The sequence below is a fragment of the Marivivens donghaensis genome (assembly GCF_030410045.1).
Taxonomy (GTDB): Bacteria; Pseudomonadota; Alphaproteobacteria; order Rhodobacterales; family Rhodobacteraceae; genus Marivivens; species Marivivens donghaensis.
The window spans coordinates 246,408-272,815 of the sequence record NZ_JAUFRA010000006.1 but is presented as its reverse complement, the minus strand read 5'-3'; the positions used below and the strand labels follow the sequence as shown (position 1 = coordinate 272,815).

30 protein-coding genes are annotated in these 26,408 nt (G+C 58.0%); 22 read left to right on the top strand and 8 right to left on the bottom strand.

The features are described 5' to 3' along the window. Window positions 1–28: 28 nt before the first annotated feature. Window positions 29–241, bottom strand: coding sequence for a DUF2842 domain-containing protein (locus QWY83_RS10920; protein ID WP_105235723.1), 213 nt, complete (start codon window positions 239–241; stop codon window positions 29–31). Further along, the gene (locus QWY83_RS10915; RefSeq protein ID WP_067549976.1) at window positions 241–1,536 is read right to left on the bottom strand and encodes an adenylosuccinate synthase; all 1,296 of its coding nucleotides are present in this window, start codon (window positions 1,534–1,536) and stop codon (window positions 241–243) included. The genes QWY83_RS10920 and QWY83_RS10915 overlap by 1 nt, the downstream gene beginning before the upstream one ends. 242 nt (window positions 1,537–1,778) lie before the next feature. Between QWY83_RS10915 and secG the strand changes: the two genes are divergently transcribed. The 20 genes from secG (at window position 1,779) to QWY83_RS10815 (ending at window position 19,810) form a co-directional block, all read left to right on the top strand. Further along, window positions 1,779–2,150 (top strand): preprotein translocase subunit SecG, encoded by a 372-nt coding sequence (gene secG, locus QWY83_RS10910; RefSeq protein WP_249945871.1) that lies wholly within the window; start codon window positions 1,779–1,781, stop codon window positions 2,148–2,150. Between the two features lie 175 nt (window positions 2,151–2,325). Beyond that, on the top strand, window positions 2,326–3,969 hold the full coding sequence (gene pyrG, locus QWY83_RS10905) for a CTP synthase (RefSeq protein WP_249945872.1): 1,644 nt from the start codon (window positions 2,326–2,328) through the stop codon (window positions 3,967–3,969). A 98-nt stretch (window positions 3,970–4,067) separates the two neighbouring features. Continuing rightward, a complete protein-coding gene (locus QWY83_RS10900; RefSeq protein WP_249945873.1) occupies window positions 4,068–4,850 on the top strand; it encodes a 23S rRNA (adenine(2030)-N(6))-methyltransferase RlmJ in 783 nt (260 codons plus the stop codon). Window positions 4,851–4,892: 42 nt separating this feature from the next. Then, complete coding sequence (locus tag QWY83_RS10895; protein ID WP_249945874.1) at window positions 4,893–5,330, top strand: tellurite resistance TerB family protein; 438 nt, start codon at window positions 4,893–4,895, stop codon at window positions 5,328–5,330. Window positions 5,331–5,475: 145 nt separating this feature from the next. After that, on the top strand, window positions 5,476–6,249 hold the full coding sequence (locus tag QWY83_RS10890) for an ABC transporter ATP-binding protein (protein ID WP_290245956.1): 774 nt from the start codon (window positions 5,476–5,478) through the stop codon (window positions 6,247–6,249). Window positions 6,250–6,368: 119 nt separating this feature from the next. Next, entirely contained in the window at window positions 6,369–7,097 is a 729-nt protein-coding gene (locus QWY83_RS10885) for a transporter substrate-binding domain-containing protein (protein ID WP_249945875.1), read from the top strand. A 78-nt stretch (window positions 7,098–7,175) separates the two neighbouring features. Continuing rightward, on the top strand, window positions 7,176–8,060 hold the full coding sequence (locus QWY83_RS10880; RefSeq protein WP_249946237.1) for an ABC transporter permease: 885 nt from the start codon (window positions 7,176–7,178) through the stop codon (window positions 8,058–8,060). Continuing rightward, on the top strand, window positions 8,057–8,863 hold the full coding sequence (locus QWY83_RS10875) for an ABC transporter permease (protein WP_249945876.1): 807 nt from the start codon (window positions 8,057–8,059) through the stop codon (window positions 8,861–8,863). The genes QWY83_RS10880 and QWY83_RS10875 overlap by 4 nt, the downstream gene beginning before the upstream one ends. A 178-nt stretch (window positions 8,864–9,041) precedes the next feature. Next, window positions 9,042–10,376, top strand: a complete 1,335-nt coding sequence (locus tag QWY83_RS10870) for a glutamine synthetase family protein (protein ID WP_249945877.1) — start codon at window positions 9,042–9,044, stop codon at window positions 10,374–10,376. Window positions 10,377–10,436: 60 nt separating this feature from the next. After that, window positions 10,437–11,123 carry a type 1 glutamine amidotransferase gene (locus QWY83_RS10865; RefSeq protein ID WP_249945878.1) on the top strand — a complete coding sequence of 229 codons (687 nt, stop codon included), beginning with the start codon at window positions 10,437–10,439 and terminating at the stop codon, window positions 11,121–11,123. Continuing rightward, entirely contained in the window at window positions 11,120–12,478 is a 1,359-nt protein-coding gene (locus QWY83_RS10860; RefSeq protein ID WP_249945879.1) for a glutamine synthetase family protein, read from the top strand. The genes QWY83_RS10865 and QWY83_RS10860 overlap by 4 nt, the downstream gene beginning before the upstream one ends. Continuing rightward, window positions 12,478–12,705 carry a hypothetical protein gene (locus QWY83_RS10855; RefSeq protein ID WP_067549996.1) on the top strand — a complete coding sequence of 76 codons (228 nt, stop codon included), beginning with the start codon at window positions 12,478–12,480 and terminating at the stop codon, window positions 12,703–12,705. Before QWY83_RS10860 ends, QWY83_RS10855 begins: the two co-directional genes overlap by 1 nt. After that, window positions 12,702–14,006, top strand: coding sequence for an NAD(P)/FAD-dependent oxidoreductase (locus tag QWY83_RS10850; protein WP_249945880.1), 1,305 nt, complete (start codon window positions 12,702–12,704; stop codon window positions 14,004–14,006). Before QWY83_RS10855 ends, QWY83_RS10850 begins: the two co-directional genes overlap by 4 nt. Window positions 14,007–14,087: 81 nt before the next feature. Continuing rightward, on the top strand, window positions 14,088–15,284 hold the full coding sequence (locus QWY83_RS10845) for a DegT/DnrJ/EryC1/StrS family aminotransferase (RefSeq protein WP_249945881.1): 1,197 nt from the start codon (window positions 14,088–14,090) through the stop codon (window positions 15,282–15,284). 81 nt (window positions 15,285–15,365) lie between these two features. Continuing rightward, entirely contained in the window at window positions 15,366–16,355 is a 990-nt protein-coding gene (gene meaB, locus QWY83_RS10840) for a methylmalonyl Co-A mutase-associated GTPase MeaB (protein WP_249945882.1), read from the top strand. Continuing rightward, window positions 16,348–17,145, top strand: coding sequence for an alpha/beta hydrolase (locus QWY83_RS10835; protein ID WP_249945883.1), 798 nt, complete (start codon window positions 16,348–16,350; stop codon window positions 17,143–17,145). Before meaB ends, QWY83_RS10835 begins: the two co-directional genes overlap by 8 nt. 126 nt (window positions 17,146–17,271) lie before the next feature. Then, window positions 17,272–17,553, top strand: a complete 282-nt coding sequence (rpmB, locus tag QWY83_RS10830; RefSeq protein WP_067550008.1) for a 50S ribosomal protein L28 — start codon at window positions 17,272–17,274, stop codon at window positions 17,551–17,553. Between the two features lie 118 nt (window positions 17,554–17,671). Then, window positions 17,672–18,019: a hypothetical protein gene (locus QWY83_RS10825; RefSeq protein ID WP_249945884.1), complete on the top strand. Its 348-nt coding sequence runs from the start codon at window positions 17,672–17,674 to the stop codon at window positions 18,017–18,019. A 39-nt stretch (window positions 18,020–18,058) separates the two neighbouring features. After that, window positions 18,059–18,568, top strand: a complete 510-nt coding sequence (locus QWY83_RS10820; protein ID WP_249945885.1) for a copper chaperone PCu(A)C — start codon at window positions 18,059–18,061, stop codon at window positions 18,566–18,568. Between the two features lie 111 nt (window positions 18,569–18,679). Continuing rightward, complete coding sequence (locus QWY83_RS10815; protein WP_249945886.1) at window positions 18,680–19,810, top strand: MFS transporter; 1,131 nt, start codon at window positions 18,680–18,682, stop codon at window positions 19,808–19,810. Window positions 19,811–19,816: 6 nt separating this feature from the next. Here the strand turns inward: QWY83_RS10815 and gltX are convergent, their stop codons facing one another. Next, a complete protein-coding gene (gene gltX / locus QWY83_RS10810) occupies window positions 19,817–21,139 on the bottom strand; it encodes a glutamate--tRNA ligase (RefSeq protein ID WP_105235740.1) in 1,323 nt (440 codons plus the stop codon). A gap of 184 nt (window positions 21,140–21,323) precedes the next feature. Here gltX and QWY83_RS10805 point away from each other — a divergent pair, with 184 nt between their 5' ends. Further along, a complete protein-coding gene (locus QWY83_RS10805) occupies window positions 21,324–22,271 on the top strand; it encodes a 1-phosphofructokinase family hexose kinase (protein ID WP_353958949.1) in 948 nt (315 codons plus the stop codon). A gap of 13 nt (window positions 22,272–22,284) precedes the next feature. Here QWY83_RS10805 and QWY83_RS10800 read toward each other — a convergent pair whose 3' ends face one another. Both QWY83_RS10800 and nth read right to left on the bottom strand, forming a co-directional pair. Continuing rightward, on the bottom strand, window positions 22,285–23,277 hold the full coding sequence (locus QWY83_RS10800; RefSeq protein ID WP_249945887.1) for an adenosine kinase: 993 nt from the start codon (window positions 23,275–23,277) through the stop codon (window positions 22,285–22,287). After that, complete coding sequence (gene nth, locus QWY83_RS10795) at window positions 23,274–23,918, bottom strand: endonuclease III (RefSeq protein ID WP_105235742.1); 645 nt, start codon at window positions 23,916–23,918, stop codon at window positions 23,274–23,276. The genes QWY83_RS10800 and nth overlap by 4 nt, the downstream gene beginning before the upstream one ends. A gap of 179 nt (window positions 23,919–24,097) precedes the next feature. Here nth and QWY83_RS10790 point away from each other — a divergent pair, with 179 nt between their 5' ends. Further along, complete coding sequence (locus QWY83_RS10790) at window positions 24,098–24,757, top strand: YiaD family glycine zipper/OmpA-like lipoprotein (protein WP_105235743.1); 660 nt, start codon at window positions 24,098–24,100, stop codon at window positions 24,755–24,757. 127 nt (window positions 24,758–24,884) lie between these two features. On the opposite strand, the gene QWY83_RS10785 is transcribed toward QWY83_RS10790, so the two are convergent. The 3 genes from QWY83_RS10785 to QWY83_RS10775 form a co-directional block, all read right to left on the bottom strand. Further along, window positions 24,885–25,460 (bottom strand): F0F1 ATP synthase subunit B, encoded by a 576-nt coding sequence (locus QWY83_RS10785; protein ID WP_435404525.1) that lies wholly within the window; start codon window positions 25,458–25,460, stop codon window positions 24,885–24,887. Between the two features lies 1 nt (window position 25,461). After that, window positions 25,462–26,037, bottom strand: a complete 576-nt coding sequence (locus QWY83_RS10780) for a F0F1 ATP synthase subunit B' (RefSeq protein WP_290245954.1) — start codon at window positions 26,035–26,037, stop codon at window positions 25,462–25,464. Between the two features lie 86 nt (window positions 26,038–26,123). Next, window positions 26,124–26,360 carry a F0F1 ATP synthase subunit C gene (locus tag QWY83_RS10775; RefSeq protein ID WP_067550029.1) on the bottom strand — a complete coding sequence of 79 codons (237 nt, stop codon included), beginning with the start codon at window positions 26,358–26,360 and terminating at the stop codon, window positions 26,124–26,126. Window positions 26,361–26,408 lie beyond the last annotated feature (48 nt).

Sequence of the window (26,408 nt, the reverse complement as noted above, 5' to 3'; positions counted from 1 at the left end):
CCCTTTTTACGTTTGATATCGCGAGTGCTTATTTCTGATCAGGATCTTCTTTGCCGATCCCGAGAAAGACCCATTTAAACGGTAGCGCCCATGCAAGACCCAAGATCACGTAGGTGGGCAGCTCTAGCCATTTTGGCAGGCGGTCGATGTTCGACATCACCGTCACCGCGAAAATGACATAGAGCGGCATCCCCACAATGAGGATCAAGAGCGACAGGCGTTTCCGTTTCTTATAGTCCATCAGTCCGCAAACGGGTCAGTGACAAGGATCGTGTCGTCACGCTCTGGCGAGGTCGACAGAAGCGCCACAGGGCATTCAATCAGCTCTTCAACGCGTTTGACGTATTTGATCGCATTTGCGGGCAGATCGTTCCACGACCGTGCGCCTTCGGTCGATTCCGACCAGCCCGGCATTTCTTCGTAGATCGGTGTGCAACGCGCTTGTTCGTCAGCTGCGGTCGGCAGGTAATCCATTTGCTTACCGTCGAGGTCGTAGCCCACACAGATTTTCAGCGTCTCAAAGCCGTCCAGAACGTCCAGCTTGGTCAGCGAAATACCAGTGATGCCCGAGGTCGCGCAGGTCTGGCGAACCAGAGCAGCGTCGAACCAACCACAGCGGCGCTTGCGGCCAGTGGTGGTGCCAAACTCGTGACCACGTTCGCCCAGACGATCGCCATCAGCGTCGTGCAGTTCGGTCGGGAATGGACCTTCGCCAACGCGAGTGGTGTATGCTTTGACGATGCCGAGCACGTAGTCGATCGAACCCGGACCAATGCCAACGCCCGTCGCCGCCTGACCTGCGATCACGTTCGAGGAGGTCACAAACGGATATGTGCCGAAATCAATGTCGAGCAGCGCGCCTTGTGCGCCCTCAAACAGGATACGCTTACCCGCTTTGCGCTTTTCGTTCAGAACCTTCCAAACAGGCGCCGCGAATTCCAGAACCGACGGCGCGATGTCTTTTAGTTGCTGGATCAAGTCGTCACGGTTGACCTCTTCCATACCCAGACCTTTGCGGAGCGGGTTATGGTGCTGCAGTGCACGGTCAACGCGGGCGATGAGGGTTGCCTCATCCGCGAGGTCAGCAACGCGAATTGCGCGGCGGCCTACTTTATCCTCATAGCACGGGCCAATGCCGCGACCGGTGGTGCCGATCTTTGTGCCTTGGCTTGCGGCTTCTTCACGAGCGCGGTCGAGTTCGCCGTGGATCGGCAGGATCAGCGGAGTGTTTTCCGCGATCATCAGCGTTTCTGGCGTGATTTCTACGCCCTGCTCACGGACGGTCGCGATCTCTTTGACGAGGTGCCACGGATCGAGAACAACACCGTTGCCAATGACCGAAAGCTTACCGCCACGCACAACGCCAGACGGTAGCACGTGCAGTTTATAGACTTTCCCGTCGATAACGAGCGTATGGCCTGCATTGTGACCGCCCTGAAAACGCGCGATCACGTCAGCGCGTTCCGACAACCAGTCTACAATCTTACCTTTTCCTTCGTCGCCCCACTGAGCGCCGACGACAACTACGTTGGCCATACCTGAGTCTCCTCGATTTCCGGCTCAAAACCCGCGCCCGTATAACGGGGTAGAACGAGGCAGGAAACCGCAATCTGTCATAGAACCGATACGAATGCATGTTTCGCTCAATTTAATGTGCTGACTTACCCGTCAAAGGTGCAAGACTGCAGAAAACCGACACTCGGTCACGTTGAGGGGTTGCGGGGAACGCACTGACCTTCTAGATACCCACCGTTCACGAAAGTGCAGAGAAGAGCCCTATGGAAAGCGTCGTACTGGTCATCCACCTGATCCTCGCCCTCAGCCTCATTGGCGTTGTGCTAATGCAGAAGTCTGATGGCGGCGGCCTCGGCATGGGCAGCGGCGGCGGCAATGGCCTCGTGTCTGCACGTGGTGCGGCAACTGCACTGGGCAAAGTGACTTGGGGTCTTGCGGCTGCGTTTATCGTAACCTCGATCACCCTGACAATCATCGCAAAGCAGAACGCAAGCACCGCGTCTGCACTTGATACTGCGGTTCCTGCGGCGGTCGAAGAAGCCCCTGCGGCTGATGCACCTGCATTGCCTGGTTTGGGTAGCGACCTGCTTCCGCCGTCGGTTGACAGCACCCTGCCGCCGGCACCTGCAAACTAAGTCTTACCACTACGTATAGGTTTTGGGGCATTTGCCCCAACATCATGTTGCGTACCCGGTTGCGTTCGCGGGGCGATTCCGGTTATACTTAACTCCCGTGATACTGCGTTTTGTTCGATAGATTCGGACAGCGTTTCCACATGATTTCGGATTGACTCACGGGGGATGCCTGACCATGGCACGTTTCATTTTTATTACTGGTGGTGTTGTGTCCTCCCTCGGCAAGGGGCTTGCTTCTGCTGCTCTCGGGTCGCTGTTGCAGGCGCGTGGCTATTCGGTCCGCCTGCGCAAGCTTGACCCCTACCTGAACGTTGACCCCGGCACGATGTCCCCGTTTGAACATGGCGAAGTGTTCGTGACCGACGACGGTGCAGAAACCGACCTCGACCTTGGTCACTACGAGCGCTTCACAGGCGTTCCTGCTCGCAAGACCGATTCTATTTCGTCGGGCCGCATCTATTCCAACGTTCTCGAAAAAGAGCGTCGTGGCGATTATCTGGGTAAAACCATTCAGGTGGTTCCGCACGTCACCAACGAAATCAAAGACTTTATCCGCATCGGCGAAGACGAAGTTGATTTCATGCTCTGCGAAATCGGCGGCACCGTGGGCGACATCGAAGGCCTGCCCTTCTTTGAAGCGATCCGTCAGTTCATCCACGAAAAACCGCGTGGTGAGTGTATCCTGATGCACCTGACGCTGTTGCCTTACCTTGCTGCATCGGGCGAGTTGAAAACCAAACCGACCCAGCACTCTGTGAAAGAGCTGCAATCCATCGGTCTGGCCCCCGACGTTCTGGTCTGCCGTTCCGAACAGCCGATCCCAGAGCGTGAGCGGGAAAAGATCGCTCTGTTCTGTAACGTCCGCAAAGAGCACGTTGTTGCAGCCTACGACCTGAAATCGATTTATGAGGCACCGCTGGCTTACCACGGCGAAGGTCTGGATCAGGCGGTTCTCGATTGCTTTGGCATTGCGCCCGCACCGAAACCGAACCTCGACCGTTGGCTCGACGTTCAAGACCGTATTCACAACACCGACGGCGAAGTGAACGTCGCGATTGTTGGGAAATACGTGCAGCTTGAGGACGCCTATAAGTCGATCAAAGAAGCACTGGTTCACGGTGGCATGGCGAACCGCGTTAAGGTCAACGTCAATTGGGTCGATGCAGAAGAATTCGACCGCGAAGACGTTGGTGAGCACCTGTCGGGCTACCACGCGATTCTGGTTCCGGGTGGCTTTGGCGAACGCGGCACCGAAGGCAAAATCAAAGCAGCGCAATTCGCACGTGAACGTAACATCCCGTATCTGGGCATCTGCCTCGGTATGCAGATGGCGGTGATCGAAGCAGCACGCAACGCGGCTGGCATCGCCAAGGCAGGGTCGGAAGAGTTTGACCACGAAGCAGGCGAAAAGCGTTTCGAACCCGTTGTTTACCACCTCAAAGAGTGGGTTCAGGGCAACCACACCGTGACCCGCAAGGCGGATGACGCGAAGGGCGGCACGATGCGTCTGGGCGCCTATAACGCGACACTCCTCGATGGGTCCAAGGTGGCGAACATCTACGGTGAGACCAAAATCGAAGAACGTCACCGTCACCGTTATGAAGTCGACGGAAAATACCGCGAGAAACTGGAGGAGGCTGGTCTGTGCTTCTCTGGTATGTCGCCTGATGGTCGTCTGCCTGAAATCGTGGAGTGGAAAGACCACCCGTGGTTCATCGGCGTTCAGTTCCACCCAGAACTCAAATCCAAACCGTTCGAACCGCACCCGCTGTTTGCGGACTTCGTTCGGGCCGCGGTCGAAAACTCGCGGTTGGTTTAACGGATTACGGCGCCTTCGGGCGCCGTGTTTCATTGGGGGCGCTGCCCCCGTCTGCGATGCAGACTCCCCCGGGATATTTGGGGCACAAAGGCAGGGCGATGCTTTCTTATCAACATATCTATCACGCTGGAAATTTAGCTGATGTGCAAAAGCACGCGCTATTGGCGTGGGTGCTGGCCTATCTGACCAAGAAAGATAAGCCGCTGACCTACGTTGAGACCCATGCAGGGCGCGGGCTTTATGACCTTGGGTCGTTTGAAGCGTTGAAGACAGGGGAAGCGGCGGCAGGGATAGCGGTCGCGGAAGAGCGGGGTTGGTTCGCGCCAGATCATCCTTTTGCGAAGGTGTTGAAGGGTGTTCGTGATGAACATGGGCGCGACGCCTATCCTGGATCGCCGCTGGTTGCGGCTGGTGTTCTGCGGGCGATGGACAACCTTCAGTTGGCCGAGTTGCACCCCAAGGAATTCGCAGCACTTGACGAGTTGATGGCGGGGCGTGCGGTTCGGGTCAAACGGGACGGCGTGGAATATGCGAAGTCCATTTTGCCGCCAGAGCCACGGCGCGGTGTGCTGCTCGTTGATCCGCCCTACGAGATCAAGGACGACTACAAAACGATGGCGGACCTTTTGGTGCAGGTGCACAAAAAGTGGAACGTGGGCGTTTTGATGCTCTGGTATCCGATCCTCAAGGATGGGCCACACAAACCGATGCTACGCACGTTAGAGCAAGCCATTCCCGATGGAATTCGACACGAGGTGAAATTCCCGCCTGCGCGCGACGGGCACCGTATGATCGGATCGGGGATGTTTGTGGTGAATGCGCCCTTTGGGTTCACCGAAGAATCGGCGCGTCTATCCAAGCTCTTTGGCACTTTGGCGTGAGCGGGACTTTCCCACGGGTCTACAGGGGCTTATACCTCTCTTATGATAGCTGATTTCCTGCGGCGTCTGACCGCCCCCGCCCAAGCCCCCCTGTCCGATGTGGATGCCCGCCGTGCGATCGGTGCGCTTTTGGTTCGGATCGCGCGATCCGACAACCACTACGCCCCCGACGAAAAGGCGCGGATTGATCGGATTTTGGGTGCGCGGTTTGGGCTGACTGAGGCGGAGGCAAAGGCGCTCCGCGAGGAATGCGAAACGATTGAGGCCGAGGCGCCTGACACCGTTCGTTTCACCCGCGTGATCAAAGAAGCCATTCCGTTGGACGACCGCGAAGCCGTAGTGCGTGCCATGTGGGAGGTCGTTTTGACTGACGGTTCACGGGACCAGCACGAGGACGCGTTGATGCGGATGGTCGCGCCGCTGCTTGGTTTTACCGATCAGGACAGCAACCGCATCCGTATCGCGATTACGAAAAACTAATCGCACCTTAAGCGAGCAAAATGCACAAAACGGGCAAATGGATTGCGCAAATCGGTCGAGTGGCCCTAACGTCAACCCATAATGGACGTTGCGCTGGACAGAAAATTCCGCACTACTCCGCAGCCAAACAGGGAATACAGACGCCGTGACTTTGAACAGCCCCGTCATCGAAATTCGCAACCTACACAAGGCCTATGGCGCCTTGGAGGTGCTAAAGGGTGTGGATATTCGCGCCGAGGCCGGACAGGTCATTTCGCTCATTGGCTCGTCAGGGTCAGGGAAGTCGACGCTATTGCGCTGCGCCAACCTTTTGGAAGACAGCCAAAAAGGCGACATCCTGTTCAAGGGTGAGCCTGTCGCGTGGAAAGGCGAAGGCCTGCTGCGTCGACCTGCGGATCGCAAACAGCTGCTTCGTATTCGCACGAACCTGTCGATGGTGTTCCAACAGTTTAACCTCTGGGCGCATATGACCGTTCTGCAGAACGTGATGGAGGCGCCTGTGACCGTGCTGGGCCGTGATAAGGCCGAGGTCGAAGAGAAGGCGCGGATGTATCTTGATAAGGTGGGCATTGGCGACAAGTGCGATGTTTATCCTGCGCAGATGTCAGGCGGGCAGCAGCAACGTGCCGCAATCGCGCGCGCGCTCTGCATGGAGCCTGAGGCGCTATTGTTTGACGAACCGACCTCGGCTCTGGACCCAGAGCTAGAGCAGGAAGTGGTGAAAGTGATCCGCGGACTGGCCGAAGAAGGCCGCACGATGATGATCGTGACCCACGACATGCGGATGGCACGGGATATTTCTGATCATGTCGTGTTCTTGCACAAAGGCTTGATCGAAGAAGAAGGCGCACCAGATGCGCTCTTTGGAGCGCCGAAATCCGAGCGCCTCCAACAATTTTTGTCGCATTCGCTCCATTAAAGGGCCGTGCTGATTGACCCGATGGTCAATTTTGGCACGATGCGTCACACAGACAACCACAAAGTCCCGTTAAGGGGCGATTCCACGGGCAACAGCCCACCAACCTTTGGGAGAGACCAATGAAAACCCTTATCCTCAGCACCGCGATTGCCGCGCTGGCCGCTGGCGCAGCACTGGCTGAAGGCCATGGCGCAACCGTTCGCATGGGCACCGAGGGCGCCTACCCTCCGTACAACTTCATCAACGACGCTGGCGAAGTTGACGGTTTTGAGCGCGAGCTGGGCGACGAACTGTGCGCACGCGCTGAATTGACCTGTGAGTGGGTGACCAACGATTGGGATTCGATCATTCCGAACCTCGTATCGGGCAACTACGACACCATCATCGCTGGCATGTCGATCACCGACGAGCGTAAGCAAGTCATCGACTTCACCGAAAACTACACCCAGCCTGATCCGTCGGCATTCGTCGCTGTTGCAGGCAACGATGTTGACCTCGCTGGCGCAGTGATCGCAGCACAGGCTGCAACCATTCAGGCGTCTTACGTTGCTGAAATGGGCGCAACCCTTCTCGAGTTCGCAACTCCGGAAGAGTCGATTGCAGCAGTCCGCAACGGCGAAGCTGATGCGGTTCTCGCCGACAAAGCGTTCCTTGCTCCTGTCGTAGAAGCCGAAGCAGACCTCGCATTCACTGGTGACGACGTTCTCATCGGTGGCGGCGTTGGCATGGGCGTTCGTCAGTCTGACACCGAACTGCGCGACAAATTCACCGCTGCGATCCAGTCGATGAAAACAGACGGCTCGCTCAACGCGCTGATCGCTAAATGGGAAATCGGCGAGCAGTTCTAATCGCCTGACCTGAATACCGCGGGGCGACTGACACCAGTCGCCCCGTTTTCTCTATCCTCTCAACAGACGGTGGCAGCTATTTTCAGTTTCTGTTCCGATCCAGCCTCGCTCGAAGGCATCGAATGGCTCAGCTGCTATTTGACCACAGGCAAACATCTGGGGATCTACTGGTCTATTGGGACGGTCCTGTTGTTGCTGGCCATCACAGCACCTGTTGCGCTGTTTTTCGGCTTTGCAGGGGCAAGCGCCGCACGCTCGCGCATCCTTCCAATTGCTTGGTTCGGGAAGGGATATACCGCGATCGTTCGAGGCGTGCCCGATATCGCCTTCTTCCTATTCTTCGTCATCGCGCTCGATCAGTTCTTTGAGTGGATACGGCACGAGGTGAAATGTCCCGACTGGGATATGCCGATCCGTCAAGGCAACGATTTCGTTGTCTGCCCTGAAGCAAAACTGCCATTGGGCACAGCCCCACAGTGGGTGCATGAAACCTACGGGTTCTCTCTCGCCGTTCTCACTTTTGCGATCGTGTTTGGGGCCTTTGCAGCGAACGTTCTTTCGGGCGCAATGCGGGCCGTGCCCCATGCCCAGCTAGAAACGGCAGAGGCATACGGCATGACACAGCGCCAAACCTTTTGGCGCGTGCTTGTCCCGCAGATGTGGGTCTACGCCCTGCCCGGTCTGTCGAACCTCTGGATGGTTTTGATCAAAGCCACGCCGCTTCTGTTCCTCCTCGGTGTTGAAGACATCGTCTATTGGGCCCGCGAACTCGGCGCGACGAAGACCGCAAAGTTCACCGAATACCCCCACGGCGATTGGCGGATGTGGTATTTCCTCGCTCTCTTGGTCTTCTACCTCGGCTTCACCAAAGTGTCCGAAGTCGTGCTCGATAAAATCATGTCGCGCCTCACACGTGGTCAAGCGACCGCCGCTGGCGAAGCCCAGAGAAAGGCCGCAGCATGACCTGTTGGGATATCCTATCGGACTACGGATTGCGCAGCTTGGGCATTGGCGAACGGCTGCTGCCGCGTGATAACTTTACCATCTGTCAGCAGGTCGTGCTGATCGGATCGGGGATGATCTGGAACATCTACTTTGGCCTTTTGGCGCTGGTGTCTGGGTTCTTCTTGGCCGTGGCGACCGCTGTCGGCAAAGCGCACCACAACCCGATGTTCCGCAAACCCGCTGAGTGGTTCATCTTTGTGTTCCGTGGGTCGCCGCTGTTCATCCAGTTCTTCTTTGCCTACTTCACCTTCCAGAGCCTCAAGGGCGCCTATCCGATCTTTACCCCGCTGACCTCGGCATGGCTCGGCGCGTTGATCGTTTTGTTCCTCAACACGGCGGCCTATTCGGCAGAGATTTTTTACGGCGCGTTGATGTCGATCCCCAAAGGCGACATTGAGGCGGCAGACGCCTATGGCATGTCGGGCTGGAAACGGTTCCGTCGGATCACCTTACCGACCATGCTCCGCCTCGCGTGGCCAGCCTACACGAACGAAGCGATCTTCTTGTTCCACGCCACAACGCTGGTTTTCATGTCGGGCTTTCCTGCGCGCAGCCAGATGGGTGATGCGCTCTATTACGCGAGCTATTTTGCGGACAAAACGTTCAACCCGTTTATCCCTTACCCGATCCTCGCTGGGTTCTTTATCCTGCTGACGCTGACCGTGATCGGCACCTTCGGGCTGATCAACAAACAGCTTAACCGCCATTTGCCGCAAACAAATCGTGCTAAAATACGCTTGCGTCTAAATCTGATCCGGTAGTATACATAATTTGATCAAATTTACCGGGTGGGTCCGCGCGAGCGGCAGCTACAACCCAAGCGACGGGGTTTGATCCGATCAATGAAGGGCCAAGGGCATGGACCTGTGACGTGGCTGCGTATTCCGCGCGCCACCCCGTACCATTGCCTTGTCAACGGCCCTCTTAAACGGGTGAGACATGAGTAGTTGGCTGGACGAGAATCCGCATATCCGCAGCATTCGCGCGGGCGCTGCCGACCTTAACGGTCAGGCACGGGGCAAACGCATCCCTGTAAAATTTGCGCGTAAGATGGAAACCGAAGGCATGCGGTTCCCGCTGTCCGTTTTGAACCTCGATATTTGGGGCGAAGACGTAGAAGACAGCCCCTTGGTTTTCGAAGTTGGCGACCCTGACGGGATGCTTTTCCCAACCGAGCGCGGCTATGTTCCGATGCCGTGGCTCCAGACCCCATCGGCGCTTTTGCCAATGTGGATGTTCACCGAAGAGGGCGTGCCGTTTGACGGTGATCCGCGCCACGCCTTGTCGCGTGTCGTCAAACGCTATGCCGAGTTGGGCCTAAAACCTGTTGTTGCTTTCGAGATGGAATTCTACCTCATCGATGACAGTGGCAAAGAAATCCAGCAGCCGAAAAGCCCTCGGTCAGGAAAACGCCGCGCGGGTGGCGAAATCCTGTCGCTGCGTGCACTGGATGCCTTCGATAACTTCTTTAACGACCTCTATGACGCTTGCGACCTGATGGAGATCGAAACAGAGGCGGCAACCTCTGAGGTTGGTGTCGGCCAGTTCGAAATGAACCTCGTCCACGTGGCCGACGCCCTGAAAGCCGCTGATGACGCCTATCTGTTCAAGATGCTGGTGCGCGGCCTTGCCCGCAAACACGGGATGGCAGCGTCCTTTATGGCGAAACCCTATGAAGAATACGCAGGCAACGGTCTGCACGTCCATTTCTCGGTCGTGGATGAGGACGGGAATAACGTCTTTGCCGACGGCAGCTTTGAGGGCACCGATACGCTCAAGCACGCGATCGCGGGCTGTCTACGCGGCATCCCTGATCTGGCGTTGGTATTTGCCCCGCATGAAAACTCGTATGCGCGCCTTGTGCCCGAAAGCCATGCGCCAACAGGCATTTGCTGGGCCTACGATAACCGCACAGCGTCAATCCGCGTGCCAGGCGGTAGCCCCGCTGCACGTCGGATCGAACACCGCGTGGCAGGGGGCGACGTGAACCCCTATCTGTTCCTCGCTGCGGTGCTGGGGTCGGCTCTGGTCGGGATTGAGGACAAACTCACCCCGCCGCCTCCCATCAGCGGCAACGCTTACGAACAGGAAATGGCGCAGATCCCCGATACATGGGCTCAAGCCATTGATCGGTTCGAGACGTCTGTCCTTGCGGAACGTGTCTTTCCACGGACACTGATTGACAACCTTGTGATGACGAAGCGCCAAGAACTCCATTATCTGGGCGAGTTGTCGGAACAGGAAATCCTAGACCTTTATCTGGATACCGTCTGACCCATTGCCGCCTGTGAAAACCGCAGGTAGCCTGAGTTAACGCTCCTTATTTGGTGACTTATGAAGATCGGCATTCTGATCGCTGGGCATTCGCCCGAAAACCTAAGGCCGGAACACGGCGAATATGACGTGTTCTTTAAAAACCTGCTGGCTGGTCAGGGGTTTACCTTTGAAACGTGGTTTGCCGTTGATGGCGAATTGCCCGACGACGTGCATGCGGCGGACGGCTGGCTGATCTCTGGATCGCGCCACGGCGCCTATGAGGACTTGCCGTTCATTCCGCCGCTCGAAGACTTCATTCGCGCGGTCTATGCGGCGGCTGTGCCTCTGGTCGGGATTTGCTTTGGCCACCAGATCATCGCCCAAGCCCTCGGCGGTAAGGTCGAAAAGTCCGAAAAGGGCTGGATGGTTGGCCGTCAAGTCTACAACTTCGCAGGCGAGGCTGTGGCGCTTAACGCATGGCATCAGGACCAAGTGGTCGCATTGCCCAAAGATGCCAAAGTCATCGCCTATAACGACACCTGCCCCTATGCCGCGCTTGGCTATGGGCACAAAGCGTTCACCGTGCAGGCGCACCCTGAGTTCTCGAACGGTTTCCTCGGCAAATTGGCCGAAAGCCGTGGGCGGGGCGTGGTGCCTGATCCGCTGATCGATACTGCGATCGAAAACACGGAAAAGCCGACCGATAGCGCCATTCTGGCCCGTCGCATCGGCGCATTTTTTAAACAGAAAGAGCCACAGTCATGACCGACTGGACTGAAAAATTACCCGAGGCGGCTCAGGAATACCTGAAGGACCGCCGTTTAGACGAAGTTGAATGTATTATCGCCGATATGCCCGGCATTGCCCGCGGCAAGGCCGTTCCCGCGTCCAAGTTCGCGCGCCAAGAATACTTTCACCTGCCCGACAGCATCTTTTACCAAACCATCACAGGTGAGTGGGGGGATGCAGCGGGCGAGGACGGGTTTATCGAACGCGATATGATCCTGAAGCCTGACTACGACACAGCGACCGCTGCACCGTGGACGGGCGACTGGACGCTGCAGGTGATCCACGACGCCTACGACCGCAAGGGCAACCCGATCGAATATGCGCCCCGCAACGTTCTGAAGCGTGTTGTGGAGCTGTATCGCAAGCAAGGGTGGGAACCGGTTGTTGCGCCCGAGATGGAATTCTACCTCGTGGCCCGCAACCTCGACCCTGCGAAAAGCATTGAGCCTATGATGGGCCGCTCTGGTCGTCCTGCTGCTGCGCGTCAGGCCTATTCGATGACCGCCGTAGACGAATTCGGCCCTGTGATCGACGACATCTACGACTTTGCCGAAGCTCAAGGGTTCGAAATCGACGGCATCACCCAAGAAGGCGGCGCAGGTCAGCTTGAGATCAACCTCCAGCACGGCGACCCTGTGAAACTGGCTGACGAGGTGTTCTACTTCAAACGCCTGATCCGCGAAGCCGCGCTGCGCCACAACTGCTTTGCCACCTTCATGGCGAAACCCATTGCCGATGAACCCGGCAGCGCGATGCACATCCACCATTCGGTCAAAGAAATAGAAACGGGTCAGAACATCTTTTCCGGTCCGCAGGGTGGCGAAACGGACGCGTTCTATCACTTCATCGGTGGGATGCAGAAATACCTGCCGTCCGCGATTGCCGTGATGGCGCCCTATGTGAACAGCTACCGCCGTTATGTGCGCGACCACGCCGCCCCGATCAACCTTGCGTGGGGCCGCGATAACCGCACGACGGGTATCCGCGTGCCGCTCTCTGGTCCGTCCTCGCGTCGGATTGAGAACCGCTTGGCTGGGATGGACTGTAACCCATACCTTGGCATCGCGGCGTCCTTGGCCTGCGGCTATCTGGGCATGATGGAAGAACACCGCGCAGGTCCGTCGTTCAAAGGCGACGCCTATGAGGGTGACGAAGATCTGCCGCGCGTGATGGGTGACGCTCTCGACCTCTTCGAAGAGGCAACCACGCTGCACGACATCCTTGGCCCAGAATTCGCCCGCGTGTATTCCATCGTGAAACGCGCCGAATACGAAGAATTCCTACAGGTGATCAGCCCGTGGGAACGTGAACATTTGCTGTTGAACGTCTGATGAAACCAACCCGCCGCCCGACAAAGATGGAAAAACCAACTGGACCACGGTCGGCGGGGATGTTTTCGCATGGGGGGAAGGCTCAGAAATCCGCAGGACGGCTGAGCATGAAAAACAGCCCCTCCCTCAACGGCATTTCGGCCTTTCGCGAAGATAAGGTCGAGGTCGCGCAGCCCGTAAAGAAAACCCAATTCACGGTCGCCATCGAACCCAAGAGTGACGAATGAACCCGCTCTACTGCAATGACACGCGCGGTGAATTCCCGCCCTCTTGGTATGCGGCGACCACACCACTTCCTCCGCGGCGCCCATCCCTGACAGGGGATCAAAAGGCGGATGTTGTGATCGTCGGTGCGGGCTACACTGGCCTTCATGCGGCGTGGGAATTGCGCAAACGGGGGCTGTCGGTGATCGTCCTTGATGCGCATCGCGCGGGTTGGGGGGCTTCGGGTCGAAATGGCGGGCAGGTTGGCAGCGATTACAACAAAAGCCAAATCTGGCTGGGTGCGCGGATCGGCCAGCCTCTGGCCCAAGACCTGTGGAAGCTGGCGCACGAAGCCACCGACATGGTCAAAGATTTCTGCACCACCTACGCCCCAGAAGCGAATTTTCGCCACGGGATCGCGCACGGCAGCTTTGACGCCAAAGATGTCGAGATGGAGCGCCGCATCTACGACCTGATGGACAAACACTATCCGGGTCATGAAACGACGGTCCTGAACGAAAAGGCGTTCCGCCGTTTGGTCAATTCCAAACTCTACGCGGGCGGCACCATCAACCGTCGCGCGGGCCATGTGCACCCGCTCCGCTATGTCCTCGCCCTCGCCCGCGAGGCAGAGGCCGCAGGTGCCCAAATCTATGAAATGACCGAGGCAAAGCGCATTCAGCATGGCGCAAAGCCAGTCGTTCATTGCGAAAATGGAACCGTCACGGCGGATCATGTGATCCTTGCGGGCAATGGTTATATGCGTGGCCTTGATCGTGGAAACGACGCGCGCGTGATGACCGTGAATAGCTTTATCGGTGTTACCGAACCCTTGGGTGATTTGGCCGATACGGTTCTGGGCGAAGACATCGCCGCCTGCGATTCATCGAACGTGGTGAACTATTTCCGCTTGACCGAGGATCGCCGTTTGTTGTTCGGTGGCCGTGCCAACTACACGCGGCAGTTCCCCGACGATATCGGCAGCAAACTGCACAAACGCATGGGCGAAATGTTCCCGCAAATCCGCCACGTGCCCTTTACGCATACGTGGGGTGGCTCGCTCGGCATTTCGGTCAGACGTTTGCCTGTCGTGCGCCGCGTTGCGCCGAATGTCCTGTCGGTCTCTGGCTACTCTGGTCACGGCGTCGCTTTGGCGGGGCTTGCAGGGAAACTCATGGCCGAAGCGGTCGCGGGTCAGGCCGAACGCTTTGACACCTTTAGCACCATCCCCCAAGGCCCCTACCCCGCAGGCCATCTGGCCCAAGGTCCGCTTTTGACCCTCGCCATGGCATGGTTCCGTCTGCGCGACAAACTCGGCATTTAATCGCCTTTAAGGCAGACATTCGTAGAATTGTAACAATCCATGTGTTAAGGATTTCCGAAATGAGTTTTCGGGAATCCCAAAATGACCACATTGCCGCCGAATGTTTATGACGCCGAAGCAATCCCAGCCTCTGCATTGGCCGAAGTCGAACGTCTCCTGACCTCTGGCGATCTGTTCCGCTACACAAACGAGGGTTCCCCCGTTCACCTTCTGGAGCAAGAATTCGCAGCATTCCTCGGCTCTAAATACGCGCTGGCTGTGTCGTCCTGCTCTGCGGCTCTGTTCCTCTCGCTCAAGGCGCTCGGCCTGCCCCGCGACGCAAAAGTCCTGATTCCAGCTTTCACATTCGCCGCTGTGCCATCCTCGATCGTACATGCCGACTGTATTCCCGTGCTGTGTGAATGTGCCGACAACTACCGCATCGACATGAACGATTTCCGCGCCAAGCTTCCCGATGTGGATGCGGTCATCATCAGCCATATGCGCGGCCACACCTCTGACATGGACGCAATTATGGAGGCCTGTGACGCCGCAGGTATCCCCGTTGTCGAAGACGCCGCCCACAGCCTCGGCACCAAATGGCACGGCAAAAACATCGGCACCATCGGTCAGATCGGCTGTTTCAGCTTCCAGAGCTACAAAATGCTCAACTCTGGCGAAGGCGGCATTCTCGTCACCGACGACGCCGACCTGATTGCCCGCGCGGTCATCATGTCTGGTGCGTACGAGCACAACTGGAACAAAAACATGGGCCTCAAAGAGGCGTTTGAACGCTGGCAGAACCAACTGCCGCTCTACAACGTGCGCCTCAACAACCTCTCTGCCGCCATCGTTCGTGCCCAGATCCCAGAGATCAACCGCCGCATCACTGACGGTCGTCGCAACCATGACCATGTGGCAGCGCAGCTGAACGCCTCGCCTTGGATTTCAGTGCCCGACAAACTCGCCGCCGAAGACCGCGCACCGGACTCGATCCAGTTCAACCTCGTTGGCATGGGCGACAACGCTGTCAAAGCATTTGCTGCCGCCGCCGCGGAACGTGGGATCAAAGTACAAGTCTTTGGTCGTAGCCAAGACAACGCGCGTGCATTTTGGAACTGGCAGTTCTTGGGCGAAACACCCAACCTGCCACAAACCCGCGCGATGCTAATGAATGCCTGTGACGTGCGCCTCCCTGCCCGCCTGACGCTCGAAGAATGTGATGTGGTGGCTGGCGCTCTGATCGACGCAGCACAAACGGTCATGGGGCAATCGCTCGACACGGTGGCAGCGGAATAACCGCGCCACCTACTTTTGCCAATTCACCCCGCGTCCCACCGCCGCACTGGACAGGCTCGTGCCATCCGCTAAACAGTTTGTATGGCAAAACCATTCGATATTCCCGCAACCGCCGCAGCCCTGAAACAAGGCGACCGCCGTGCTCTTGCCCGCGCGATCACCCTCGTTGAGAGCGGTCGCGCCGATCACCGCGCGCTTGCGCTGGACCTCCTCGATGCGCTCGGCACGGATAGACAGGCGCTGCGGATCGGTCTGTCTGGCACCCCTGGCGTCGGGAAATCCACGTTCATCGAAGCGTTCGGCCTTGCGCTCACCAGCTCTGGCTTGCGCGTTGCCGTGCTTGCCGTTGATCCGTCCTCGGCACGGTCTGGCGGTTCGATCCTTGGCGACAAAACGCGGATGGAGCAGCTAAGCCGCGATCCCAACGCCTTTATCCGCCCTTCGCCATCGCAGGCGCAAATGGGCGGCGTGGCGCGTCGCACGCGTGAGGCTATCGCGCTTTGCGAGGCGGCGGGATTTGACGTGGTTCTGATTGAAACCGTCGGCGTCGGTCAGTCCGAGACGATGGTCGCCGAGATGTGCGATATCTTTACCCTGCTTCTGGCCCCCGCGGGTGGCGACGAACTGCAGGGTGTCAAACGCGGCATCATGGAGATTGCCGATCTGATCCTTGTGAACAAGGCGGATGGCGACCTCAAACCACAAGCAACCCGCACCTGTGCGGACTATGCGGGTGCCCTGCGCCTCCTGCGCAAACGCCCCCAAGATCCCGCCGATTTCCCCAAGGCTATGACCGTGTCCGCCTATTCGGGCGATGGCATTGCCAAGGCATGGGAAGAAATGACCACGCTCGCCAAATGGCGCCGTGATGAGGGGCATTGGGATGCACGCCGCGCAGAACAAGCGCGGTATTGGTTCCACGAAGAAGTGCGATTGCAACTCCTCGAACGGCTCCAACGCGATCCAGCCTTGGCGGCACGACTGGCGCAGGCCGAGGACCAGTTGCAGCGCGGCGAAACCACCCCGACCCAAGCCGCTGCGCGGGTCTTGGACGGGTTCACAGGTGGCTGAGGCCGACGAAGGCATCCGAATTTTCGATGGCGCCCGTTTGCGCCTGACCCATTTTGCGCGGGGCCACGACAAACTGCTCGTGTCCTTTGACAGCCGCGAAATTGGCCGTACAGGCTTTAAGCCGCCCAATATGATCAACGTCTATGATCGGCGCGGCTATGACCAAATTTCCGTCCGCACGTCGGTCAACGATTGGTTCATCAACGCGGAAACCACCGCCGCCGAGCGGGTATTAGAGGCCGTGGCGAAACCGTATCGCGATGTGGCTGCGGTCGGGTTTTCGATGGGGGCCTATGGTGCCCTCCGCTTTGCTCGCGCGATTGGCGCGACGCGGGTGCTCTCTGTTTCGCCCCAATGGTCCATCCATCCTGACGATGTGCCGTTCGACAAACGCTATCGCGCTGAGGCTGGTAACTATGACCAGAGGCTCGGTGCGCTAGAGCCCAGAGCCGTGCCGACCCTAAAGGGGATCATCGCGGTCGACCCGATGAACCGACTGGACCTGTGGCACGCAGAGCGGCTCCAGATGATCTTTCCTGCCCTTCGGATTGCACGGCTGGCGTTCGGCGGACACCCAGCGACCCAAGTCATCACGCGGGGCGGTCGGTACGGGGCCACGGTGCGGGCGCTTCTCTCTGATCCGCCTGACCCGATGGTGCTGACCAAGATGCATCGCGAATTGCGCCGCGACGTGCCATTCTACCTCGACCGACTGTCACAACGCGGCAAAGACAGGTTTCCAGAGGCCGCCGCATGGGCAAAACAGCGGTCAGCATCATTGCAGGCTTGACCGTTTCGCGGAATCGACCTATTGTCAGCGCTCATAACTGGTTCCACGAGGTGTGGGGCCAGTTGGGCTATTGCCCGTTTAACAAACTGGCCCTGGTGGCTGGAACCAATAAATAAGGATATACCCATGTCGCGTAAATGCGAACTCACTGGCAAAGGCCCGATGTCGGGCAACAACGTCAGCCACGCTAAAAACCGCACCCGTCGCCGGTTCTTGCCGAACCTTCAGGACGTCACTCTGATCTCTGACGTACTGGGCCGTTCGTTCCGCCTGCGGATTTCGTCCGCTGCGCTGCGTACTGTTGACCACCGCGGTGGTTTTGATGCGTTCCTCCTCAAGGCGAAAGACGCCGAGCTGTCGAGCGAAGCACTCAAAATCAAAAAAGAAGTCGTTAAAGCATCTGCTTAATCTGACTGACTACCGAATTCGTCAAAGCCCAGACATCACTGTCTGGGCTTTTTCGTTTCCAATCCCTGCGACGCGCTGACCCTTTTCCCGCCTGATCGGCGGTGATAATGGTTGCCCCATGGTTTGGCTCAGATCGCTCATTGCTATCGCGCTTGCCCTGCTGGTGACCGTCACCTCGCAGGAAATGGCGATATTGCGTGGGCAGACAGGCGCCGTTGGCACGACTGTGTTGTGTATTGGTGAGGTCGCTGTCGAAGTCGCCGTTGATGCGGATGGGAAACCCGTCGGTCCGCGTCATATCTGTCCAGACTGTGCCCTGAATGTGATTGTCGCGCTGGCGACACCGGATCTGCCTCAGCGGATCGTCATTGGCCGTGCTCTAACCCTTCTTCCGGTCCATGACATCCATGCAGCCGAAGCGCAGCGCTTAACACCCTCGGCCAGAGGACCGCCTGTGATCGTTTGATCCCCAACATCATACATCTACACATCACAGGACAAACCAATGTTTTTGAAATCCGTTAAACTGGCAGCGGTTGCCGCTACCCTTTTCGCAACCGCTGCTTCGGCTGAGAGCATCATCACCGTTAACGACGCCTATGCGCGGTCGTCTGGCATGTCGGCTATGGCTGGCGCTGCCTTCATGGTGATCACCAACACAGGCGACACCGATGACCAACTCATCGACGCCCGTTCAGACATTTCGGCAAAGGTCGAACTGCACACCCACATCATGGAAGACGGCATCGCTAAGATGCGTCAGGTCGAAGGTGGCTTCCCGATCCCTGCTGGCGGCGAACACGTTCTGCAACGTGGTGCTGACCACGTGATGTTCATGGGCCTCAAGGGTGCGATGGAACAAGGCGATACCGTCACCGTCACCCTCGTGTTCCGTGAAGCGGGCGAAATCACCGTCGATATCCCTGTCGACCTCGAACGTCAGCCACAGGGCGGCCAGATGAACCAAGGTCAAATGGACCACAGCAATATGGGCCACGGCAACATGAACAACTGATTGACAGCGTCAGTTGGATCAAAGAACGGCTCGCCCTCGCGGTGAGCCGTTTTTCATTGTGCAGGACATTCGGCGCGGCTAGATTTTCCGAAATCGTTTTAGGAGACGCAAGTGATCCGACTCTCAGGCCCTTGGCGCGCTGTTGCTTCAGTGTTTTTCTTTAATGGGGCCCTGTTCGGGCTTTGGGCCTCGCGTATCCCTGCTTTTGCAGACCGTTTCACGCTTTCCCCTGCCAACTTGGGCTTGCTCCTGTTGTGTTTGGCGGCGGGTGCAATTGTCGGCTTCCCGCTTGCTGGACGGACTGCGGACCTGCGCGGCGCGCGTAATGCAACGATGCTCTATGGTGCGCTCTACATCGTTGCGTTCCTCTGTCTGCCTCTCGCCCCTAACGTCTGGGTTCTCGCCCCGATCCTTGCCCTGTTCGGCATGGCTCACGGGGGGCAAGACGTTGCCATGAACGCTTGGGCGGCGGAGGTTGAGCGGCACATGGCACGTCCCGTCATGTCGAGCTTCCACGCCGCGTTTTCGCTCGGCGCGGGGATCGGTGCGGGCTCTGGGTTTATTGCGATCAACTGGGGCGCCAGCGTCGCGCTGCACTTCTGGCTCGGCGGTCTGGGGATCACCGGTTTTGTCGCACTTTTCGCTTTTATCCCGTGGAGCAGCGTCACAGGAACGGCAGAGCACGGCCCGCTCTTTGCGTTGCCCAAAGGCCCGCTGTTGATGGTGGGGATCGTCGGTCTGTCGTCGGCCATCGGCGAAGGCGCGATGGTCGATTGGTCGGCACTCATCCTGACCGCTGCGAAAGGCGTCGATCAGGCTCAAGCCGCGCTGGGGTACACGGTATTTTCGACCCTGATGGTCGCAACACGCCTCGCGGGACCGATCCTTGTCGCTCAATTAGGACCTGTGCACACTACCCGAGTTTCGGCAGCCAGCGCGATGATCGGCGGGCTACTGGTCCTCGTGGCACCGTCCCTACCCGTCGCTTTGTTCGGCTTTGCCGCTTTTGGCATCGGCTATGCGATGATCATCCCATTGGCGTTTTCGCGTGCCGCTAATGACCCCGACGTGCCCGCAGGCCGTGCCATCGCGAGCGTGGCCACCCTGACCTACGGCGGCATCCTAATCGGGCCGCCGTTGATCGGTTTCGTGGCCGAGGTCACATCACTGAACGGATCGTTGTGGTTGTTGATCGCCTTAGCGGGCGTCACGCTCTCTATGGCAGGAGCGCTCCGCCGCTAAACCCAATCAGAAGCGCGGTTTTACCTGCATCAGCTGCATGACGTTGCTCATGTCTGGACCGCTAGCGCGACCGGTGACCGCCTTACGGAGCGGCATGAACAGGCCCTTGCCCTTGCGACCGGTGGCTTCTTTCACAGCGTTGGTCCATTCAGCCCATGTGTCTGCGGTGTAGGCTGGCTCACCCAAGAGGCTGAACGCTGTCTCGATCATTTCGCGGTCTTCGTCATCAACCAAAGCAGGTGCGCCATCGCGGAACAGGGTCCACCATTCCGCCATATCGCTCATAAAGGTGATGTTCTCACGAACTACGGTCCAGAAGGTTTCGGCCAGATGCGCAGGAACGCCCAGTGCTAGAACCTCGTCCTTGACCGCATCGAAGGGTTTTGCAGCATTGATACGAGCGGTGAGCGGTTCGAGGTCGAGGACATCGAATTTGGTCGGCGCAACGCCGAATTTACCCAGCTCAAAGCCGTCGATGATCTCTTGAACCGTATCACGCAGTTCGACCGGATCAGCAGAGCCCAGACGCGCCATCAGGCTCATCACGGACATCGGCTCAATACCTTTGGCCTTGAGGTCTTTGAGCGACAGCGTGCCCAGACGCTTCGACAGAGCCTCGCCTTGCGGACCCGTGAGCAGCGAGTGGTGGGCGAACTGCGGAACCGTGCCGCCAAGCGCACGGATCATCTGGATTTGCGTTGCGGTGTTAGTCACGTGGTCAGAGCCGCGCACAACGTTGGTGATGCCCATATCGACATCATCCACAACGGACGCGAGGGTATAGAGGAACTGACCGCTTTCCTTGATCAGAACGGGGTCAGATACCGATGCCGCATCAATCGAGATATCGCCAAGGATACCATCGGTCCATTCGATGCGCTCCCAGTCGAGCTTAAAGCGCCAGTGCGACCCGCCACGCTCTTCGCGCAGACGGTCTTTGTCAGCCTCAGACAGGTCCAGCGCCGAACGGTCATAGACCGGCGGCTTGCCCATGTTCAGCTGCTTTTTACGTTTCAGGTCCAGTTCGGTCGGCGTTTCAAAGCACTCATAGAGGCGGCCCATTTCGATGAGCTGCGCCTTAGCGGCCTCGTAGCGTTCCAAACGCTTGGACTGATATTCGATGCGGTCGTAGGTGATGCCCAGCCAAGCCAGCGCATCCAAGATACCGTCCACATACTCCGGCTTTGACCGTTCCTGATCGGTGTCGTCGATCCGCAGGATAAACGTGCCGCCTTGCTGTCGGGCAATGCAGAAGTTCATCAGCGCAGCGCGCAGGTTACCAATGTGCATCCAGCCAGTGGGCGAAGGGGCGAAACGGGTTGTGGTCATGTGTATCTCCTGTTCCCCTCGCCTGTTTCATATTGGCCCGCTTTTGTCCATATCGGCTGTGGTTTCAGCCCCCGTGGTCTGGCATGAACGATGCGCAATTTTCGACCATTTGATGCATGTCAGTGGCGTGGTTGCCGACAGCACTCTATGTTAGGGCTAACGAAACGCTCTGATGGCGACCATGATGCCTGAAATTCTCACTGTCACGCTCAACCCCGCGCTGGATATCGCAACCACTGCGCCGCAGGTCACGGCGGGGCACAAACTGCGCTGCTCTGATCCGCAGATTGATCCAGGTGGTGGTGGCATCAACGTGGCCCGTGCGATTATTCAACTGGGTGGGCAGGCAACGGCGTTTGTGGCCTTGGGAGGCGATACAGGCGCGCATCTGCGTCGACTGTTGGACGCGGCTGGCATCCCCATTATTGCCCACGCCGCACCCGGCGACACACGGCAGAGCCTCGCCGTCACCGATCTGTCCATCAACAACCAGTTCCGTTTTATGCTGCCCGGCCCGAATTGGAGCGACGCGGACGTCGCATCCGCCAGCGCGGCCATCTGCGCCAATGCGCCCAAAGGTGGGTATGTAGTTTTGTCGGGGTCTGGACCATCAGGAACTACGGCCTCGCTCTATTCTCAACTCTGCGCGGACCTCGCAGGGCGCGGCGTGCAGGTTGTCGTCGACACCTCAGGCGCGGCCCTGTCGCATTTGGCCGAAGGTCACGCCATCCGCCCCCACGTGCTGCGCATGGATCAAGTCGAAGCCCAAGAGAACAGCGCCACGCCCCTCACCACCCGCACGGACACGGCTGATTTTGCGTCTGGTCTGGTGGCCAAGGGAGCCGCAGAGATTGTGATTATCGCGCGTGGGGCGGATGGCAACATCCTCTCGGACGGGACAAACCGTTGGTTCTGTCCCGCCGTCAACGTGACCGTTAAATCAAAGGTCGGCGCGGGTGACAGCTTTGTCGGTGGTTTCACATGGGCTTTGGCACAGGGCAACGATCTACAAACCGCCCTCGCCCACGGTTCTGCCGCCGCTTCTGCGGCCTGCATGACCGAAGGAACAGAGCTATGCCGCAGGGACGACTTTGCCGAGTGTTTGGCTAGAACGGAGTCCTCTCCGCTCTAGCGCCATATTGAAATCAGATCAGACCGTGTTGCGCGAACAAGGCCTTCAGGTCGCTTTCCGCACGTGCGCCGATATGGCTGATGACTTCGCTTGCCGCGACACAGCCCATACGGCCACAGGTCTCTAAGTCATAACCGTTGGTCAGGCCCCAGAGGAACGCACCCGCAAAGAGATCGCCCGCACCCGTCGCGTCAACGATCTGGGTCGGAACCGCAGGCGCATGCCAACGCTGACCGCCTGACAGGATGTGCGCACCATTATCGCTGTCTGTGCAGGCGACGATGGAGACTTCTTTCGCGGCCTGAGCCAAGGCTGCGTCGAAATCCTCGGTCTGATACATCGACAGCATTTCAGCGCGGTTGCAGAACAGCAGGTCCACGTCTTCGCGGATCATCATACGGAACGCATCGCGGTGGCGTTCAACGCAGAACGGGTCGGAGAGGGTAATCGACACCTTACCGCCGTGGCCCTTGCACGCATTGATCGCTTTCGCGAAGGCGGCGTGGCTTTCAGGTCCGTCAAAGCGGTAACCTTCGAGGTAAATCCACTCTGCATCGGCCATCATATCAACGTCGATGTCGGACGGTTCGAGGAACTCTGTCACGCCCAGATAAGTGTTCATCGACCGCTCACCATCGGGGGTTACGACGACAATGCAACGACCGGTTTCTTGGGCTGCGTCTTTGGGGGCGAGCTTGGTTTCATAGACCGCACCCTGCGCCCGCAGGTCGTGGGCGAAAATCGCGCCAAGCTGATCGTCCTTAACCTTACCGACATAGGCCGTCCGCCCACCAAGGTGCGCGATCCCCGCAATCGTATTCGCCGCAGAGCCGCCCGAGATTTCCTTGGCCGCGCCGATACGGCTGTAGAGGTCAACCGCGCGGTCCATGTCGATCAACTGCATGATGCCTTTTTCGATGCCCGCCTCGGACAGAAACGCTTCGGTCTCTTGGGTCAGCACGTCGACCATTGCATTGCCGATACCGACGACTTGAAACTTCTTCATAGGTTCTTTTCCTCAAACAGACAGAGATCGCGGATCACACAGGTCGCGCATTTCGGGTTACGGGCAAGGCATGTATACCGCCCGTGCAAAATCATCCAGTGATGAGCGTGAAGCTGGAAATCGGCGGGGATGTGATCCTCGATCGCACGCTCAACGGCGACGACATCCTTACCCACGGCCACGCCCGATCGGTTCCCGAACCGAAAGATGTGGGTATCAACAGCCTGCGCTGGATACTGCCACCACATATTCAAAACCACATTCGCCGTCTTGCGCCCGACCCCAGGGAGGCTTTCGAGCGCCGCACGGGAATTCGGGACCTCGCCGCCGTAATCATCAACAAGAATACGGCTGAGTTTGATGACGTTCTTAGCCTTATTGCGGAACAGGCCGATGGTTTTGATGTGCTCGATCAAACCCTCTTCACCAAGGTCCAACATCTTTTGCGGGGTATCCGCAATTTTGAACAATTCGGCAGTGGCGCGGTTCACGCCCTTATCGGTGGCCTGCGCAGAGAGCGCGACAGCCACGACCAGCGTATAGGCGTTGACGTGATCTAGCTCCCCTTTCGGCTCGGCCTCGGCCTGCTGAAAGCGGGTGAAAATCTCGCGGATGGTATGATAATCAAGCTGCTTAACCATAGCGTGGGTATGCCCGCCGCAATCCGATCAGGCAAGAACAGGATTGCCGCATAAACCAAAATCCAATGGGCGAAATTTTGCCCGTTATTGTTGCGTTATTGGATATCAATCGCGTTTGAGGCATATCAAAGGGCAATAGGCGCAACCTTCTGCGTCGTACAATAAAACTGGATAGACTTATGATTCTTGCTCGTTCTTCGCTCGCTGTGGCAGCTTTCGCGCTTTTCGGCACGGCTGCATGTGAAATGACCGACCCATCAAACCCGAACCGCAACACGCAGACGGGTGCGGTTGTTGGTGCTGGTATTGGTGCGCTCCTTGGTGCGTCGACTGGCGGTAACGATACCGCAGAGCGCCGCCGCAATGCGATCATTGGCGCTGCTATTGGTGGTGGCCTTGGTGCCGTAGGCGGGCGTCAGCTCGACCTTCAGGAAGCTGAACTGCGTCAGCAACTGGGTAACCAGTCCAGCATCGTGAACACGGGCAACCAGCTGATCGTCACCATGCCGCAGGATATCCTCTTTGCGACCGACAGTGCGACCCTGACAGGTGGCCTACAAAACGACCTCTACACCGTTGCACGGTCGATCAATGCCTATCCAAACACCATCGTTCAGGTTATCGGCCACACCGACAACACTGGCTCCGCTGCCTATAACCAAGACCTGTCGCTGCGCCGTGCGCAGGCTGTGACCTCGGTCCTGATCAACGCAGGTGTTCCAGCGATGCGCATCCAATCCGCAGGCCGTGGTGAGAACCAGCCTGTCGCGGACAACCTGACACCGCAGGGTCGCGCACAGAACCGTCGTGTTGAGATTATCATCATCCCGACGAACTGATCCACCATCAGAAGAGATCGAGGCCGCCCCGAAACGGGCGGCCTTTTTCGTTTCCAAAGCATTGCCGCAAAAACAAAACCCCGCCTGCAGCGCAGACGGGGTTCTATTCAGGTGATGACGGCGGGCGTTAGTGGAGCTTTGCTTCCACAGTCGCGATTGCGTCGTCGATCAGTTTGTTCGCCGAAGCTGCGGTCATCTGTTTAGCGACCACTTCTTTGGCTGCAGAGACAGCGACCATAACTGCGCGGTCCTTGACCTCTTTGACTGCAGACGCTTCAGCGCTTGCGATCTGGTCTTGGGCGGCAGCAAGACGGCGTGCAACAGAAGCTGCGATGTCTGCTTTGGCCTGAACTGCAGCGGCTTCAGCTTCTTCTTTAGCTGTTGCCACGATGCGGTCTGCTTGCTCCTGCACTTTTTTCTGCTTGCGCTCGAACGAGGCCAGCAGGGTCTGTGCTTCTTCGCGGATCGATTTGGCTTCTTCCAGGTCAGACCGGATAGATGCCGCGCGACCGTCGAGCATTTCGCCAACCTTCGACGGAACCTTCAGTTTGAGAAGGACACCAACGAAGACGAGGAACGCCAACAGAACGATGAAGTCAGTGTTGTGCAGCGACCAGAATTCAGCCGCGAACGGGTTCTTGGACGATGCCAGCGCAGGCTGAGCCATCAGGATGAATGCGGGGATCAGAAGCTTCTTCATAATCTCAGCCCTTCATCTGAGCGGCGACAGCAGCAGCGATAGCTTTGTCGTCAGCTTGGCCACCCAGCGCAGCGACCAAAGCAGCGGCAGTTTCCGTTGCTACATCGGTCACGCTGGAAAGCGCGTTATCACGAATTGCCGCGATGGCTTTTTCGCCCTCGGCAGTTTTGGCTGCGATCTCGTCGTCTGCTTTAGCCAGTTCGGCGTTCAGCTGCGATTGGATCTCTGCCTTAGTCTCATCAACGATACGAGCTGCCTCGGAACGAGCGTCAGCAAGTGCTTTGTTGTAAGCTTCTTCAGCTGCAACAGCTTTCGCTTTCAGCTCTTCAGCTGCAGCGAGATCGTTGGTGATGGTTCCCGACCGTTCTGCCAGAACCGCAGCGATGCGCGGCAGGGCAATTTTGGACAGGAGCAAATAGATCACGACGAGCGTGACCAGAAGCCAGAAAATCTGGTTGGAAAAGGTCGTAGGGTCGAGCTGGGGCATTGCTGCACCGCCAGCTTCGGCACCATGAGCCATGTCGACTGCGTGTTCCGCAGCATCAGCGACATGCTCGACCGTGTTGTGTTCGTCTGCCATCTCGTCTCTCTCCGTCGGACCCTTGGGTGTCATCGGGGGCGCGGGGTTAGTCCCGCGCCGCCCGACCGTAAGGATGCGTCAGGTGATTAGACTGCGAACATCAGCAGCAGAGCAACGAGGAACGAGAAGATCCCCAGTGCTTCTGCGAATGCCAGACCGATGAAGAGGGTAGCGGTCTGCGAAGCAGCAGCCGACGGGTTACGCAGAGCGCCCGACAGGTAGTTGGCAGCAACGTTGCCTACACCGATAGCAGCAAGGCCGGAACCGATTGCGCCAAGGCCTGCGCCGATGAACTGACCGAGTTGTGCGATATTGCCTTCCATGATTGTATCTCCTTACGATGGAATTGGCTGGATAGGAATTCAGTCCTG